The organism is Nostoc sp. CENA543 (assembly GCF_002896875.1).
GTDB lineage: Bacteria > Cyanobacteriota > Cyanobacteriia > Cyanobacteriales > Nostocaceae > Trichormus.
This window is the reverse complement of sequence record NZ_CP023280.1, coordinates 19,425-36,367: the sequence shown is the minus strand read 5'-3', so window position 1 is coordinate 36,367 and position 16,943 is coordinate 19,425. Positions and strand designations below refer to the sequence as shown.

Annotated in this window: 11 protein-coding genes and 2 CRISPR repeat arrays; all 11 genes read right to left on the bottom strand. The window is 40.6% G+C overall.

Translation table 11 applies throughout. The features are described 5' to 3' along the window. Window positions 1-73 precede the first annotated feature (73 nt). Window positions 74-586: a hypothetical protein gene (locus tag CLI64_RS29925; RefSeq protein WP_103140987.1), complete on the bottom strand. Its 513-nt coding sequence runs from the start codon at window positions 584-586 to the stop codon at window positions 74-76. Between the two features lie 140 nt (window positions 587-726). Continuing rightward, window positions 727-3,472: a CRISPR direct-repeat array (repeat unit 36 nt; unit sequence GTGAACAACGCCTACTGGCATCTAAGGTTGGGTCAG). A 304-nt stretch (window positions 3,473-3,776) separates the two neighbouring features. Beyond that, window positions 3,777-4,766 (bottom strand): ExeA family protein, encoded by a 990-nt coding sequence (locus tag CLI64_RS29920; protein WP_103140986.1) that lies wholly within the window; start codon window positions 4,764-4,766, stop codon window positions 3,777-3,779. Then, window positions 4,756-6,390, bottom strand: a complete 1,635-nt coding sequence (locus tag CLI64_RS29915) for a DDE-type integrase/transposase/recombinase (protein WP_103141014.1) — start codon at window positions 6,388-6,390, stop codon at window positions 4,756-4,758. The genes CLI64_RS29920 and CLI64_RS29915 overlap by 11 nt, the downstream gene beginning before the upstream one ends. A 16-nt stretch (window positions 6,391-6,406) precedes the next feature. After that, window positions 6,407-7,042, bottom strand: coding sequence for a recombinase family protein (locus CLI64_RS29910; RefSeq protein ID WP_103136866.1), 636 nt, complete (start codon window positions 7,040-7,042; stop codon window positions 6,407-6,409). 371 nt (window positions 7,043-7,413) lie between these two features. Beyond that, a CRISPR array of direct repeats spans window positions 7,414-8,088; the repeat unit is 36 nt; unit sequence GTGAACAACGCCTACTGGCATCTAAGGTTGGGTCAG. Between the two features lie 271 nt (window positions 8,089-8,359). Beyond that, the gene (cas2, locus tag CLI64_RS29905; protein WP_103140985.1) at window positions 8,360-8,653 is read right to left on the bottom strand and encodes a CRISPR-associated endonuclease Cas2; all 294 of its coding nucleotides are present in this window, start codon (window positions 8,651-8,653) and stop codon (window positions 8,360-8,362) included. Between the two features lie 9 nt (window positions 8,654-8,662). Further along, on the bottom strand, window positions 8,663-10,339 hold the full coding sequence (locus tag CLI64_RS29900) for a type I-MYXAN CRISPR-associated endonuclease Cas4/Cas1 (RefSeq protein WP_103140984.1): 1,677 nt from the start codon (window positions 10,337-10,339) through the stop codon (window positions 8,663-8,665). 159 nt (window positions 10,340-10,498) lie between these two features. Next, window positions 10,499-11,194: a type I-MYXAN CRISPR-associated protein Cas5/Cmx5/DevS gene (cas5, locus tag CLI64_RS29895; protein ID WP_192881756.1), complete on the bottom strand. Its 696-nt coding sequence runs from the start codon at window positions 11,192-11,194 to the stop codon at window positions 10,499-10,501. Then, complete coding sequence (locus CLI64_RS29890; protein WP_103140983.1) at window positions 11,194-12,111, bottom strand: type I-B CRISPR-associated protein Cas7/Cst2/DevR; 918 nt, start codon at window positions 12,109-12,111, stop codon at window positions 11,194-11,196. Before CLI64_RS29890 ends, cas5 begins: the two co-directional genes overlap by 1 nt. 63 nt (window positions 12,112-12,174) lie before the next feature. Next, window positions 12,175-13,842: a type I-MYXAN CRISPR-associated protein Cmx8 gene (cmx8, locus tag CLI64_RS29885; RefSeq protein ID WP_103140982.1), complete on the bottom strand. Its 1,668-nt coding sequence runs from the start codon at window positions 13,840-13,842 to the stop codon at window positions 12,175-12,177. Next, entirely contained in the window at window positions 13,839-16,217 is a 2,379-nt protein-coding gene (gene cas3 / locus CLI64_RS29880; protein WP_225977649.1) for a CRISPR-associated helicase Cas3', read from the bottom strand. The genes cmx8 and cas3 overlap by 4 nt, the downstream gene beginning before the upstream one ends. Then, on the bottom strand, window positions 16,192-16,866 hold the full coding sequence (gene cas6, locus CLI64_RS29875) for a type I-MYXAN CRISPR-associated protein Cas6/Cmx6 (protein WP_103140980.1): 675 nt from the start codon (window positions 16,864-16,866) through the stop codon (window positions 16,192-16,194). Before cas6 ends, cas3 begins: the two co-directional genes overlap by 26 nt. Between the last annotated feature and the right edge of the window lie 77 nt (window positions 16,867-16,943).

The window sequence follows — 16,943 nt, the reverse complement described above, 5'->3', positions numbered from 1 at the left end:
TGATTCAACATTGCTGATTCTTATGTTGAATGGAGTGCCATTCCATTAAACCCTATTGCGGGGACACTGGCAGTTATTTCACTGGATGGTACAGCCCGTCATTGGGGTGATATTCCCAAGCTGTACTCATGGGGTCGCGGTTACGTGACCAAATGATAAATTCTTTGGGGCTTAATTTCTCTGTTTCTACAATCAGACTTTGGGGAGTAACGCCGAGTCTTTGGGCTAAACTTTCATTTGTTCTGGGTAGCAGTTGAACTTGGGGTTGTTGATGCGAGTAAACTTGTCTGCGCGGTCTGTTGTTGCTGTATCTACCAGAAGTCATCGCTCTCTCCATGAGTTCCAGCTTTTTGGTAATTGCGTCGAGCTTGGTTTCTAGCTTCTGTTCTAGTTGCTTCACTGCAAAACTACTAGGGGCTATATCGCTATCAATTTTGCTATCAAACTGGGTGATTAATTCCTCTAACTCTTGCAGCAAGGCGATTGTATGACCTTGACGATGTAGTTTAGATAGTTTTTTTACTGCTGGAATTAGGGCAGTAGGCACACGAATCATTTCACTGGGTGGGGTCTTTTGGTCAGTCATTTGATATCAAATTTGATAGCAATTCACTGATTGTAAAGTAAAAGCGATTGCTTGTTATTAGGATTTTTAGAGGAAAAGTGAGTGATAGCCGACTAATGGCTTCTGGAGCGAGATGCTACGCGTAGCTTGCTTAATTTCTAGTGAACAACGCCTACTGGCATCTAAGGTTGGGTCAGTATGAAACGTAGATGCGATCGCCAAGCTTTTTAAGTGAACAACACCTACTGGCATCTAAGGTTGGGTCAGATCGTGGGCATTCCCGGCAGTGGCAAGGGGATTCTGTGAACAACGCCTACTGGCATCTAAGGTTGGGTCAGTGTCTGCGAATCTCTTTCAGTAAGATTACTGTGAGAAGTGAACAACGCCTACTGGCATCTAAGGTTGGGTCAGTCACCACTACACCACTAGGAGCAAATGGAACTTTTAGTGAACAACGCCTACTGGCATCTAAGGTTGGGTCAGAAACACTAAATCAATTGTAATTCTTCCGACTTTAATGTGAACAACGCCTACTGGCATCTAAGGTTGGGTCAGGCACTGGGTCAGATAGAATCTCCCAGAACTTCTGAATGTGAACAACGCCTACTGGCATCTAAGGTTGGGTCAGCAGACAACCAGAGATTGACCCTGGCTACAGCAACGCGTGAACAACGCCTACTGGCATCTAAGGTTGGGTCAGAAGTCATCGCTCAGGTTCAAAATGAACCTGACCTGTGAACAACGCCTACTGGCATCTAAGGTTGGGTCAGTAATGAGTATTGAAAGAAGTTTTATTAAATCATTGTGAACAACGCCTACTGGCATCTAAGGTTGGGTCAGTAATGAGTATTGAAAGAAGTTTTATTAAATCATTGTGAACAACGCCTACTGGCATCTAAGGTTGGGTCAGCGCAATTCCTCAGCGTTGACAGTCCCCTTGCTAATCGTGAACAACGCCTACTGGCATCTAAGGTTGGGTCAGGATGGCGTTGATAGCTGCTTCCCGCTTCTCAACCTGTGAACAACGCCTACTGGCATCTAAGGTTGGGTCAGCGTAATCTACCACTGCCACCCACAGGACAATTAACGTGAACAACGCCTACTGGCATCTAAGGTTGGGTCAGAACCAGTTAAAAAAGCATTTGAAAATCCAGAAATTCGTGAACAACGCCTACTGGCATCTAAGGTTGGGTCAGCGTCTGGGTGTATCACAACGAAACTCCTAGCTTTCAGTGAACAACGCCTACTGGCATCTAAGGTTGGGTCAGCCAGGTGTGTAGAGATTAGCCACGCACCCGTTAGGTGAACAACGCCTACTGGCATCTAAGGTTGGGTCAGAACCAATTCCCCTATAGGAGTATTAATTATAACATCAGTGAACAACGCCTACTGGCATCTAAGGTTGGGTCAGAAGTATCACCTCCAGGGACAGGCTTTTCTCCCACGTGAACAACGCCTACTGGCATCTAAGGTTGGGTCAGGGAAAAAGGGTAAAACAGAAACTGTATATAAGATGCAGTGAACAACGCCTACTGGCATCTAAGGTTGGGTCAGACCCCAAAGACTCAACCTTATTCCTTTATCAAGAGGTGAACAACGCCTACTGGCATCTAAGGTTGGGTCAGAATTATTGAGCCATCAGGATATTCCTGGCGAATTTCCGTGAACAACGCCTACTGGCATCTAAGGTTGGGTCAGTTACTTTGATTTTCCATGTAAATTACACCAAGCAGTGAACAACGCCTACTGGCATCTAAGGTTGGGTCAGGCTGACTGACGTTCAAAGCTTACCAGTATACCGTGTGAACAACGCCTACTGGCATCTAAGGTTGGGTCAGTCAAGCGGTGTCATCATAGGGTCAATATCAGGTATGTGAACAACGCCTACTGGCATCTAAGGTTGGGTCAGAAGTGAAATTATCAAAATTACCACACAGAATAAGCTGTGAACAACGCCTACTGGCATCTAAGGTTGGGTCAGAACTCCCGCTTTGCGATCGCATGGAGGCTGGGACGTGAACAACGCCTACTGGCATCTAAGGTTGGGTCAGAAAGTGATCGCACAATTCGCCTAAATAAAATTTAGATGTGAACAACGCCTACTGGCATCTAAGGTTGGGTCAGGCGGGGTAGTTCACGGACTCAGTGTCAGGAGCGTGTTGTGAACAACGCCTACTGGCATCTAAGGTTGGGTCAGTCCACTAATTTGAGGTGGCGAGGGGAGATTTTATCACGTGAACAACGCCTACTGGCATCTAAGGTTGGGTCAGATTTACTGATTGCTCAACGTATAAAATCCCTTCAAGTGAACAACGCCTACTGGCATCTAAGGTTGGGTCAGATGATGCACAATGGCATTATTAGCAATGTAAAATGTGAACAACGCCTACTGGCATCTAAGGTTGGGTCAGGACTAAGGTAGTAAAAAGTATTCTGCCTTTAATTAGTGAACAACGCCTACTGGCATCTAAGGTTGGGTCAGTTACCACCTCCAGCCGCCCCGCCGAATAACAATTGTGAACAACGCCTACTGGCATCTAAGGTTGGGTCAGCAAATTAGCTAAATGTTCCATTACTTCCTTGTTATGTGAACAACGCCTACTGGCATCTAAGGTTGGGTCAGGTATACTTCAAGTTCTCTGATTTTTTCAGCAGTGCGTGAACAACGCCTACTGGCATCTAAGGTTGGGTCAGCCCCTGCTGCGATTGGTAATCTTTCTTCGTCTTGGTGTGAACAACGCCTACTGGCATCTAAGGTTGGGTCAGTAAAACTACTAGTGGAATTGAAAAAATCGATCCGTGAACAACGCCTACTGGCATCTAAGGTTGGGTCAGCAGAAGAAAGCATATCAGCCTGGGACTGAATACTTTGTGAACAACGCCTACTTGTAGCGAACTGCAAACATAAATCGTCAAAACTGCAAACAAGGCAATTTTGAAACCACATTATCTGCAAATAAGAGGGGTCTCAAAACCACAATAATTGCAAATGAAACCACAATAACTGCAAACAAACCACAATAACTGCAAATGAAACCACATTAACTGCAAATAAGCCGTAACCCTTGCGGTGATTAGGATACAGAATTTATCACTGCAAAACTGTCCAAAAAATAAGAACTTTTACACCGAACATATATGTTCATTTATTTAGATATAAACTGAACATAAATGAACCGAAAAATTCTATATGGGGTATTTCTCGTTTTATTTAATTTCCCTCTGACGCATACAAAGGAATTCCCATTTTTAACATCTGGTCTCTCAAATCTTGGGTTCGACCTGGAGGTAACTGAGCGTGTATAAAAGAATTTACTTCACTTACTCGTATATTTAATAACTCAGCTAGAACTTTAGCATTGTAACCATGCCGTATTAAGCGGGGTTCTAAATCGTTAAGTCCTACGTTCAAGACCGCTTCAGCCATATCACGGGTGACAGGCTTAGTTGCTGCTTGATAAGCGTCTTCAAAAGCCCTCTGCAAATAATGTTCAATTTGCAAGGGAGTCGTCAGTCGTTGAGCCAAAAATTCAATAGCCTCATCGGTAATCAAATCTTCAGGTAGATAATCATCGTAAATACACTCACTCAATAGCCATTTTATATACTCAACTTGATGTCCTCTAATACCTTCTAAACTAAAAATATTGGTTCTAGCACCAATCTCTTCCAAAGATGGTCGGCGCAGATCATTTTTCAACTTGGGATGACCCAGCAACACTACAGATAAAGTGCAACCATTCTGGCGTACCAATTCAATTAAACGCTTAATTTTGACTAACGTACTGTGATGAATGTCATGAGCTTCATCGACAAAAAGCACTATAGGCTTACGGCATTTTTGAACCAAAGCTAACAATTTTCGTTCTCTGAGTTCTGGGTGAGTCGGTGGTTTAGCATCTTTTTCTGTGCTTAAATCCAAAAACAAAGCACTCATCAAAACCCCAACATTGACCTTATCTTTGTCAATCGCAAGGCAACGAGAAATAATTATGTCTTTTTCGGAAGACAATTCCAATTGCAGTCGTTGTAAAGTCGTTGTTTTACCACAACCAACAACACCTGTTATTGCAATCAAGCGACCTTGCCTAATTTGGGGTTTCAGTTCTTTGAATAGATTTGTCTGCTCAGGGGTCTCAAAATACCCCACATGATCTAAGGTACGTTTCAGACCAAAATAAGTCATGACATCACTCAACATCGCTCGTACCTGTAATGGGGTGGAAGAAATCTCGAATTTGTTTGATTACCTCCTGCTTATTGAGAGTAGTCACCAGAACTGCATCAATATAAGCCATCTGTTCTGAGGTGAGTTTGGCTAATGGGCGTGCCAAATAATCGGCGATCGCCAACTTTGCTGCAATCACCGTGCTGAATGTCAGTTCTTGAAATGGGTTAGGGTCAACAAAAGGCTGTATCTTCAATTGGGTTGTATTACTCCCGAATTCTGGCTGATTGCCTTTACCAATCACAGAGTTCGGTAAAGACAACTCTTTAGCTAAAGATTCAATTCGCTCTGCCCGTTTCTGGGTACGTGTTTTTTTGAAACTACGGTAGCGATGTAGGGGGATTGGGCCATCTACAGGCAGAAACGGCCCATAGCGACGTTCTTTGTGTTCTACGTACAGTTCGTTGTCAAACAAGCCCCACCATAGAACCACAGTTTCTCCAGCCAAATCTGGCTCCACCTCATAAGCCACCCCCTCAACCGTAACGCGAGCATCGATGCCTACCTTACGGCGTTCGGGTGAGCGTGCAAATGTACAAAAACGCTCCCAGGTACACATTTGACGGATGCCGTTAATAGGTAAATTGCTCACCCAGTCTTCCATCCGGGAATGAGGTTCGCTGCGATGGGGTCGGCTATTGTAATGGAGCAAAAACTTCATCAACCAAGCGTTCGCCTCGGCTTCGGTCTCCGGTTCATGCAAGTGGTAGAGGGTTTCGTGCATTTCTTTGACCGTGCGAAAGGGTCGTTCCACCTTCCCCTTAGAACGAGCCGTCACCCGTCGTCCATCCTTGCCATTCGGTAAATGGGTACGTACTTCAATCCCTAAATAACCCATAACTTTTTGAAATACTAAGCTCTTAGCAATGGGGCCATTGTCCATGTACAGCATTTGGGGAATGCCTTGAAAGGGAAAGTTAGTCTCTTTTTTGGGTGACATGGCGGCAAACATAAACCGCAGTGCTGCTTCCACATCCTCACCGTAAACACCGTGGTATTCTTGGTATGCCACACCACTACGGTCATCGACGACACTATAAAGCATTAACAAGGGATGCCCCCGCCCCGGTTCTAGGAATGCTGGTGCTTTTACGTGCTTGAGGTCTGATGGGCTGAGGTCAAAATGCCAACATTGATTGCTATATTCTGCCTGGAAGCGAACCGCCGGTGGTTGTCGTAGGAGGGTATCGCGGTCGTAACCCCATTTGTTGAGATAACGATTGACGGTGGTTGGTTTGAGCAAACCTACTGGAACGGTGACATGACCATCTGGTGTGTTGATGCCATCTTCTTCCAATAAGCGAATTGCTTGTGCGGTAGATAAATGACGACCTTTGCGGTTAGATGTACGTATTTTAATGGCAGCAATGATTTCGCAGTATCGCTCAAGAGTTGCTTTTGGAATTACACGCGGTACATCACAATCAACGCGGCGTACTGAACGGACAACATTGCCTTCTCGTAATGTCCGATACACAGTATCTTCAGAGATGCCATACAGTTGAGCTATTTCTTGAACTAATACCCGACGAGATGGACTGCGCGGTGGTAGTTGGTCTAAGCGGCGACGAAGGTCTACGATTGCATCAATTGGTATTTGTTTCTTTGGCATCCTATGATTTCTCCACCAATTTATCGTGGCGTGGGTGGAGGTGTTTACGTGACAACCAATCGTAGAGGGTGGAAGGTGAACAATCGACCAGTTTGGCAATTGAGCGTTTACTGATTCCTTTGGCTAAATAACTGCGAATTTCTGCTTCCCTTGTGTCCAGTTTCAAATGTGCAGATTGTCGTCCTTTGGGTCGTCCTAATGTTTTTCCTTCAGCTTTTCGTTTGGCTAGTGCTTCGGTTGTTCTGAGTACAATCAATTCCCGTTCGATTTCTGCTGCCAAGCCTAAAACTGTTGCTGTAATTCGGCTTTGCATTGAGTCATCCAGTACCATACCTTGTTTGGCGATATGGACGTTGATTCCTCGACGCACGCAACACTCCAGCATTTCTAATACTTGTAAGGTGGAGCGTGCCATCCGACTAACTTCTGAAAAAATGACTATATCTTTTGCTTGTGCTGTTTGATTCAGTAGTTGTCCTACACCTCGCTCTAACCATTTCTCCCGCCCAGAAATTGTGTCCTCTACAAACTGGATGGGACTCAAAGCGTGGATGTTGGCATATTCTAAAATGCCATGTCGTTGGTTGTGTACGTCTTGTTTGTCGCTGGAGACCCTCAGATAAGCATAAATAGCCATAGCCAAACTGGCTGTCGGTTTAAACAGCTTTATAGATTTAATCGAACGGTATTAGTTCAAATTAAACCACGAAAAGCGTACATATATGTTCGGTGTAAAAGTTCTTATTTTTTGGACAGTTTTGCAGTGATAAATTCTGTATCCTAATCACCGCAAGGGTTACGGCTTATTTGCAGTTAATGTGGTTTCATTTGCAGTTATTGTGGTTTGTTTGCAGTTATTGTGGTTTCATTTGCAATTATTGTGGTTTTGAGACCCCTCTTATTTGCAGATAATGTGGTTTCAAAATTGCCTTGTTTGCAGTTTTGACGATTTATGTTTGCAGTTCGCTACAAGTAGTCGTTTTACGCTCTTTTGTTGCGGACAAGTCTGTGAACAACGCCTACTGGCATCTAAGGTTGGGTCAGGAAACACTCAAAGGATTACAGCAACACTAGCCGCGTGAACAACGCCTACTGGCATCTAAGGTTGGGTCAGGTAGGGCGGCTGTACTTTCCTCGACTTCCTTGATCCGTGAACAACGCCTACTGGCATCTAAGGTTGGGTCAGGATTTTTCCACTCCTCAAACCGCGCCTTCAAATACTGTGAACAACGCCTACTGGCATCTAAGGTTGGGTCAGCTTTGTCCGCCAAGCAACAAGCGGAGAATTCACACTGTGAACAACGCCTACTGGCATCTAAGGTTGGGTCAGCGTCGAAAAAAAGCGATTAAACGTGTTGCCAAAGCTGTGAACAACGCCTACTGGCATCTAAGGTTGGGTCAGCCAGTTCAGTTGATGCAATGTTCCAGCGTAACCCGTGAACAACGCCTACTGGCATCTAAGGTTGGGTCAGTTCCCGCTCTAGTACGTTTTTCACGGTTCCAACCTGTGAACAACGCCTACTGGCATCTAAGGTTGGGTCAGTTACGGATGATATTGGCTGCACCATTGCAATCTGGTGAACAACGCCTACTGGCATCTAAGGTTGGGTCAGATCGTTATCTGAACTTGCAAAATTGCAAAAGTAGGTGAACAACGCCTACTGGCATCTAAGGTTGGGTCAGAGCGATGGCTGAAACCTATACTAAAGCAGAGCTTGGTTTTGATTTTACAAGCACCTTGCTTTAGAAAACAACAGAGTGGACAAATTATTAAACAAATCTCATTTTTAGGGATTGTCGCCAAGCTTCAAACCTTTGGTTTAATTAGCTTTTAAAGCCTGAAAAGAAAATGCAAGTACCTATTAATTATCTAAAAACCCTGAAAAGTAGGTTTAATGGAAGTTTCTTGCTTGTGTTTTTCTTTTTGAGTATTCCACATTCGCAGATCCTTGCATCAAACAATTCGGTATGCCTCCTCTTGAGACGACCAAACACCAGGACGGTTGTAAGCTGGTATGCTAGCAACGCACTGATGAGACAAGCGAATCAGAAGCAAACTATCTTCTGGAGCTAGTATCTTTTCTAGTTCCCAGCGCAATTTCTCCCGCGATCGCATACTCAACCAAGACCGAAAAATAGAATATTGTATTCTTTCTCCATAGCCTTGGAGTAAGTTGTAGGCTTTACGCCAGCGTTTTGGATCACGAATGTCATAACAAATGAGGTAACAATTTTTGTATTCTGCCATTGCTAGACCTCATCGCAGTATCAGTTGACCAAACAAACCAGCTTCACCCATCCATTCTTTTTCTAGTAGCCGAACCTCCAACTCAAACAAACGTCGATAGGTAAGGGAATAACCAGTGACTGGATGTTTCCAACTTTCTTGTTTGCGACGCTCGTACACCTCAACGAATTTGCGACGACCAGTTTCGCTCAACCATACCTGCTCTCCCCGAATTTCAAAATCTGCTTTGGTATCCCATTGACCCCGATTAACTGAAGCCATCACGGTCATGTCTACCAAAGGCACTCGAAATATTTCCAGCAAATCTAATGCTAGAGGTGAAGCTTGCGATCGCGGCTGATGGTAAAAACCCAAGGCTGGTTCTAAGCCAACAGTTAAGATGGCGTTCATGACATCTTTGAGTAGTAAGGCATAACCAAAACCCAGCATCGCATTGAATCGGTCTAGTGGCGGACGGCGATTTCTACCATTAAAGTGCAATTCAGTTGCGACTTCTTTGGAAATCAAACACGGCAGCGCACCAAAATACAAGGCAGCAAGATTCCCTTCCAGTCCTAATAAGGATTCTAAAGATTTTGCTTGGGGAACTTGCTTGAGTACAGCTTTCATTTGGGTGATCACTTTACGCAAAGCTTCCTCTCCCCCCGCTTTTCCCCTAGTCCCTCGCATCAAGAATTTGCGTTGTCCCTGACCACGGCAAACTACCAGTTTACGTGCTAACTCTAGGCAGGTATCAGGTGAGCTAAGAGCCGCATACTGACGAATACGGCGTTGAATACTACCTTGTCGGCTGTCAAAACTACCAAGGTAGCGTCCACCTCCTGAAATAAAATGCACACCTATACCCTGGTCAGCACAAAAGTGCAGTGCTTGAGTGGAGATTTGCGAAAAGCTGTGCAAAACTAGCTGCCCAACCTGACGAGCAGGAACTTTCTCTACAGGTTGATTACGGCGCGCAATTTTGATTTGTTCTCCAGTTCTACCAACTGATGTTCCAGGTTCTAAAATATGAATCACTTGCCGTTCATCATCTTCAGGAAACAGGCGAATTGGTTGCCACTCCTTATTATGAGCAAGTCGCGCTTCTTCTGGTAAACAGACTGGAGCTAAAGAACAACGAGCGCATAATCGTTCATTGTCAGTCACTGGTGGCCTGTGTGTTGATTGTCTGAGGATGCGTGCTTGCTCAATTGCTTCTCTAACTGCTGCTCGTCCTGAATCATCTAATGGTACATGAATCAGTACATTATCAGCATGGTAGCGAATGCGACCTTCTTTAACTGTAATTCCCAAGGCTGATTCTAAGAGGAAAGCATAAGCCAAAATTTGTAGGCGATCGCTCTCCCAGGCTTGAGGTTGTTTATTCTCATCTCGGTGAGCGCGACCGCGTTTGTGTTCGTAGGGAATTGTCTGACCGTCGCGGGTCCGAAGGGCATCAAGGCGACCGCGTAATCCTAGTTCCTCGCTTTCGAGAAAAAGTTCTTCCCACTCCTCATCTTCTTGCTTTTCAATTTCAGCGTGCAGTCTGCGTCCTGCAAATACTGCTGCGTCTTGGGTGTAAAGTTCCTCGACTTCTTCTAAGTAAAACAAACGCGGACAGTAAGCTAGGGCATGAAGGGCAGAAACGCGCACAGTATCTGAAACTGGTTTTATCAGAGATGCTAATTCTAGATCAATAGCTTGCATGGTAGTACATTTGTTTGCTTATGTGTTACCTTGCTATTAATCTAGTTGGTGAAGTAGGCAGAAACGTTTCCTAGTTGAAGATAAGATTATTAAATTTTCAAGGTTCGGTGTGATGTTGATATGAATTTTCTCACAAAAAATATTATTATTCAAATCAACTTAATGTGGTAACTTTGACCAAGCAGATTCCGGTGGTTCAAGTACAAAATTATCTGATGGATAAAAGACTCGAATTTGAGTTTTTGTGTTATCTGCCCGATTAATCCAAGTTGTAAGTCTGCAAATTCCTCTATTGGGACGAGTATTATCTTCTAAAGGACAATACCATCTTGTACAAGGAAGTTTTTCTAGGACTTGAATATTATCAAAGAAAAAGTTATTATCCCCAGCAAAGGGAAGTCCATAACGTGGTTCATTGAGTTCTCCATTCAGTCCTTGAACAATGCGATCGCACAAAGATTTATCTGATTTTACTCCTACAATCAGTTTTAGATTAACAATCACCTCTCTACGCACAGGTGCAATCCAGTATTTATTACCATAGGTTTTTTTTGCTAATTCTTTTCCTGATGCACCGACAGGATAATTATGAAGTTGTTGAGATAAAACTGCAATTTCTGATTTAGGTTTTTCGGGATAATGGGGAACACCAATAGCAATTTCTATGTCCGGTAAATCATCCCTAATTAAAGTAATAGGTTTATCAGTTTCAGTTCTTTGTTCAATTCCTGCTAAATTTAGCAAAATACCGTAAATAGTTGATGGAGATGGTACAGGTGTTGTGGAACGATATGAACCAGACTGAAAAGGTCTAAAAGAGGCAAAAGGAGCTTCAAGTAGCAGAAACACTAGCATTACCCCCCTAAAAATTCATTTGCTAATTGATCAAATAATTGTTCAGGATTTTTGAATAAGTGAACACCCGCATTAGTTAATCGAGAAATTTCAGCTTCATTCATCTGACGCACCATTTCACCACCAATCCAAAATTCATCTCCTGGTAAATCGCAATCTGAAGAATTTCGTTGACATAACCGATTTAATTCAGGAAAGCTACCATCCTCTTCAAATCCATAGGTTTTATAACCTGCTACTAATTTAGGAGTTAAACGTGCAACTACAGAACAAGGTGCAAATTCATAATACGCTCTAGCGTGTCCTCCAGCTACACCATTAAGTTGTGCGATCGCTTGTAATAAAGCTCTTACCCAATCTGGCTTTTCTAAACAATCTCCTTGAGATAAAGCAAAAGGATATTGAAATGCTGTATGTGTTACTTCTCTATGCAGTAAAGCAGAAGTAGAGGCATTTTTCCAAGGACTTTTACCAGCATTCAAAGGTGATTGATGAAAAACAGCATCATATTTGTAAGGACTTAAAGCAACTGCCATATTACAACGAAAAATACTATCTCGTTTAGGTGGTAAAGATTGTTCCCTCATCTTTTTAACATCATTCGTTTGTGCTACCATGTAACCGAATAAAAAGTCATCAGCATATTTGGCGGGATTAGGGTATTCTTTAAACTCAACTGCTAACTGATCTTCATTGTGTAAACGAGTACGATTATTCGGTTGATTTAGTAAGATTAGACTTTCTCTGATTGCATTGCGTATGGATTCTGGGCTAATCACCGCATATTTTTGACCTTGTTTAACAATTTTTTGTAAAACTGTTCTATTTTCTTCAGATTCACCACGATAATTACCAGCAGGAGCAGGATAGGTAAGAACAGTAGCGAAAAGATTGAGCTTAGTTTGGTTTTTAGTCATGATTAATTATTTCCTATTTCTGTTGAGTTAATTTTCACCTAATGGAATCAAAGGTAAGATAAATTAAGCAGTTTCCGAAGTATTTTCTTCTACTGTTTGTTTAAAAGGAAGCTGACTAGAAAGAGCCAATAAGGTTAAAGCTCGAATTTCTTCAGTAGCCTCATATAGTTGAGTTGCAAAGTAAGCAAATTCATCTTTACTAACAAAGGGATATAAGGTTTCTACGAAATAATCAATAAAATCTTGCTTTTCTGATCGAGAACGTACAGAGAGAAAAGCCCCGTTGACAATTTTTTCAATTTTTTCATCACCTTCTTTTTTGCTAATAGATTCACCTGAATCCTTTTTATAAGTATCCCTATCTGTCTTGATAATTTGATACTTATTTTTCAGTTTATTAGTAACGTAAAAAAAACAAATATCTCGAACAATTATTTGGTAAGGGCGATTTTTTTTATCCATTATTTTGTCTCCTTTATTAGAAATTTCATGAATAAATAAGTTGCGAGCATCATGACTAAAATAAGGATGCTCTAACCAACTGCGAGGGATACGACTGAGAAGGTCATCAAAACCAATCCATCCAGGAATTTCAATTAAATTACCTTCTGAATCATACTCAGATTTGACTAAATTTAATAACCTTTGTTTGCGAAACCAAGGACACCAATAAAGATTTTGTATTTCCTTATATCTGTCAACTTTCCCCACAATAGGCTCAACATAACTAATGGAGTGAAATTTAACATTATTTCCTGCTTTTTCAGCATGAATTACTTCTACTCCTAATACTAAATCTTCCAGAGTTTGAGAACCTGTATTTTGAGCAATTCTTTCTCGCAATAATCCTAATATATCTAATGCTCCTTCTTCGGGAAGGTCAATCAATGCTTCACGGGGACGATAACCAACAGATTCGTTACTTCTACATTGTTGTAAAACATTTGGAAATTCATCACAAAAATCTTTTAAATTAGCTACATCTGGAATAGTTACAGCATAGTTTTTTTTACTATTATCTCGTTTACCTTCTTTATCTAAAATCGAAGGACAATAAACTTGAAAAGTAAAAGGTGCGAAATGTAGTAAAAACTGATATTTAATAATATCTTTTTGTGGGATATTTTCGGCAGTTGATGCAGTTGCACCTAAGTAATAAGTCCCTGATTGCCCTGAACTTTTATCAGGATTTTGTAATGATTGCCAAATTTTTTCTGTATCTTGAAAATAGTTATGATCTTCAGAAACTCTTTCTTTAAAGGGAGTACGAGATGCGTCTTTATCTCGCACAATATCCCACATCATATTTCGCCACAACTTAATCCAGAAACCATTATTTTCATCATTACTGGAATTATCCCAATAGGGTAAAAATGCTCCTTGAGGAACAACTACAGAATAATGATACCATTGTTTAATTTTTTCTTTTCCTTTTTCAATTATCTTTTCTTCTTCAATCCTATCATACTGACTAATTTTAGTTGTTGTTTTGCGAGGTTCATTAAATGCCTGATAGGTTAAATCAAATAAAGTTTTTAATCCTTCCAAGTTAAATTCTAATGTTATTCCATACTCATCAGGTGCAGATAAAAATTCAAGAATAGCATCTTGATAATTATCTAATAACTCTTGATGATGTACTTCTCTAACCATCAAAACTAAACCTGCTAACCCTGCACGATGTTGAGCAGATGGCAATTCTGCTAGTGTATAGGATAGTTTAATATTCATTCTCCAAATCCTCGCTTGGGACAATAAAATTCACTTTTGGCAATTCCTAAATATTTAGGTAAATCAGGTGGACGATCTTCAGATTTGAAACCAGCATATCTTTTAGGAACAGAAATAGTATATCCTTCAGATTCAGAGTCTTTTTCTTTCCGTAGTTCAAGAAATCTTGTTAAATATTCCCCATCGAGAACAGCACTAACAGAATAATTATCATCTTCTCTAAAAGGTTCAGAAGTTGCCCAATATCCTCCATTAATAAAAGGACTATCCTGATCAGCATTTCGCTCTTTTCTGGCGTGTTCTTGCAGTTTTTCTGCTAATTTGTATTGACTCACTTCTCCTAATACTTCGGCTAAAAATCCTTGTGCGCTGATAATTTCTTTTTCGTCATAGGGAGCGTAAGCAATTTTTTCTGGATTTTTATCATTATGAGGTTCATAAACCCAAATATATCCACGTTCTTCTGGTTTACGATTAGAGGAACGGTTACATCTGCCAAATCTTTGCACTAATGAAGAAATTGGTGCAAGTTCTGTAATCAATACATCTGCATCCAAATCTAAAGACATTTCACAAACTTGAGTAGTAACTGCAATAGCTCGTTTTTTATCTCCCTGAAAAGCTGCAACTGTTTCCTTATGTCTTTCTTTACGATCTTTAAGTAAAAAACGACTATGATAAGTTAAAACTTCAACTTTTAATTCTGCTTCCAGTTTATTAGCTATCTTTCGACAACGATCAACTGTATTAACCACCCAAAGAACTCGTTTACCTTCACCTTCCTGAAAAGAGGTGATCGCCTGACTATAAGCAGTATCATAATTAGTGGAATTAATGATATATCTTGGTTTTTCCTCAGTGTTTTGTAAATCTTCTAGTTGAGAACGATCTTGTACTTTTGGATACATAAATAACCGTTGATTTTGAGATAACTTCTCAGTAATCTCTTTCTGTCGAGATGGGGGTAATGTTGCTGTCATGCAAAGTACAGGAATATCAAAACGTTCTAAAAAACTGATGAGATTATCAAACATTTTTCTAGAAAAGCTATGAATTTCATCAATAACTAAAACTGAATCTGCCAGAATTGGTAATAAACACATCCCACTGTAATTGTGAGTAAGAAAGGATAAAAATTGATCTACCGTTGCTGAGAAAAAACGCTTACCCCAAAATCCCAAAGCATAAAGACGCTCATCTGTAGCAAAATTCTTATCTTTGATAGATTCTGATGGGTTTTGCTGCATATCTTGAATTTCATAAGCTGCTGTTCCTGTTAACAGACTAGCTTCAGCTTCAGGAGACCATGACACATAATCCTTAAAGCCTTCTGTAGCTGTTCCCCTTGTGGGATATAGAAAAATAACCCGACCTACTTGTTGATGTTTCACAACACCTTGTTGCCATTTATAAGCAAAGATAGTTTTACCTGAGCCACACCCACTCAAAAGTAATAACCTTGAAGGTAAATCTATTGCTTTTTTCTGAAAATCTCTTAATTTATCTTCAGTAATACCAATTTGTTGATAACGAGGTTGGAGAATTTTGTCGTAAATTTCTTGTTCTGTAATCGGATCTTGATGTAAAGTCTGACTGAGCCATTTTTCAATAGCTTTTTGATTTTCAGTTTTCCAATTTTCTGAACTTTCTAAATCTCTAACTCGAAACATTGCCGATGCTACAGAATCAGCAGCAATTAATCCAGATTTTACTGCTAACAGTAAACCAAGACGAATTTCATTACCTGGTCTTTTTACCTCACGAGAAAATTTACCACCCATGCGATTAGCATTGACTAAAATCTCTGACCAAAATGGATAATTACCATTCTTTTTTATCCATTGTTGAGATGCTTGAGGAAATTCAGGTAGTCCATCAATTTCTGCTATTTGACTAATTTTAGTTAAAATTCTGGTAATTTCTGGGTGATGTAAATAAATTTTAATTTGTTTTTCTGGTGAACCAGTTCTGTCATTACCCCACTCACTTTTAGATGCTTGCAAATGATGACATAAAACAGCAGCAGTAATAATTTCTAAATCTAAATCAAATTTGCTTGATTGTAACCATTGACGAACTGCGGGAAGATGGAGAATGAAAGCACTAATCCACTCATGACGTAAAGCTTGTTTAGATTGTCTGTGTACTGCAATCTGAAAATCAGTATTTGCTTTACCAATATCATGAAATAAAGCTGCTATACGAAGATGAAGCAGAAACCTATCAGAATCTCGAACTTTAAAAAAACGACACCAATTCCTAAGTATTCTATCTTTGAATACGGACAAAGCTGCTTTTTCTGTGTCAATTAGATGTTGTTCGAGTGTTAATTCTCCATAGGTTAATCCCTTAGCTAATAACTTCTCTGGCATCATGCTTCCTTCTCTGATAACCTTTTTTAACTTGAATATTGGGATAGAAAACACCACATCCCAAACGGCGTTTTCCTCCTAAACCATGAATTTGTAACTTAATCGAATCTTCTTCTGTTAAATCAGAAACCACCACACTAAAACCTACAATGGTATAGCTTCTTTTTTGATCAGGTTTATTGATTTTAAGGGTTAAACGCTTAGGTTCTCCTTCTTCATTAGCAGGAATACCAATATTTGCTTGAATTTCTAAAGCCTGTAACTGCCGATTAGCTGCCTCTAAAAAGGACATAGGTTCGGTATAACCTTTAATGGTAACTAACCTGGCTTTTAAAGATTCACAACTTTGCAGGGTTTGTAATTCAGGATTTCCCAGTTTAATTTGATATTCTCCAATCGTTAAAGTTTGTCCAACTAGGGGATAAACTAGGGCGATCGCTTCTACAGGAAGTCGTAAATAAAGCCGTGAACTAGAAGTTAAAGCTATTGTTCCTTGTTTATCTGGAATACCTGAAATTGTATTAATTGCTAATCCTTCAAGATTATGTAATTGAGGAATCTTTTCTGAAATACTCCCTAAGAGTCTATGGTTATGATCAGCATGAAGTTTAGTTCCCTGTACAGGAAACACCAGATTAATAATGTTGTTCATAAATCACACTAATGTTGAGATTAATACTTTTCGCCTAATGGCATCAGTTAGGTTATGTGAATCTAAATATGAAAATC

What these genes read in the sequence shown, in the direction of transcription:
- cas3 (WP_225977649.1), bottom strand. Translation starts at nt 16,217, where the DNA reads ATGATGCCAGAGAAGTTATTAGCTAAGGGATTAACCTATGGAGAATTA.
- cas2 (WP_103140985.1), bottom strand. Translation starts at nt 8,653, where the DNA reads ATGGCAGAATACAAAAATTGTTACCTCATTTGTTATGACATTCGTGAT.
- CLI64_RS29925 (WP_103140987.1), bottom strand. Translation starts at nt 586, where the DNA reads ATGACTGACCAAAAGACCCCACCCAGTGAAATGATTCGTGTGCCTACT.
- CLI64_RS29900 (WP_103140984.1), bottom strand. Translation starts at nt 10,339, where the DNA reads ATGCAAGCTATTGATCTAGAATTAGCATCTCTGATAAAACCAGTTTCA.
- CLI64_RS29920 (WP_103140986.1), bottom strand. Translation starts at nt 4,766, where the DNA reads ATGTTGAGTGATGTCATGACTTATTTTGGTCTGAAACGTACCTTAGAT.
- cas5 (WP_192881756.1), bottom strand. Translation starts at nt 11,194, where the DNA reads ATGCTAGTGTTTCTGCTACTTGAAGCTCCTTTTGCCTCTTTTAGACCT.
- CLI64_RS29910 (WP_103136866.1), bottom strand. Translation starts at nt 7,042, where the DNA reads ATGGCTATTTATGCTTATCTGAGGGTCTCCAGCGACAAACAAGACGTA.
- cas6 (WP_103140980.1), bottom strand. Translation starts at nt 16,866, where the DNA reads ATGAACAACATTATTAATCTGGTGTTTCCTGTACAGGGAACTAAACTT.
- cmx8 (WP_103140982.1), bottom strand. Translation starts at nt 13,842, where the DNA reads ATGAATATTAAACTATCCTATACACTAGCAGAATTGCCATCTGCTCAA.
- CLI64_RS29890 (WP_103140983.1), bottom strand. Translation starts at nt 12,111, where the DNA reads ATGACTAAAAACCAAACTAAGCTCAATCTTTTCGCTACTGTTCTTACC.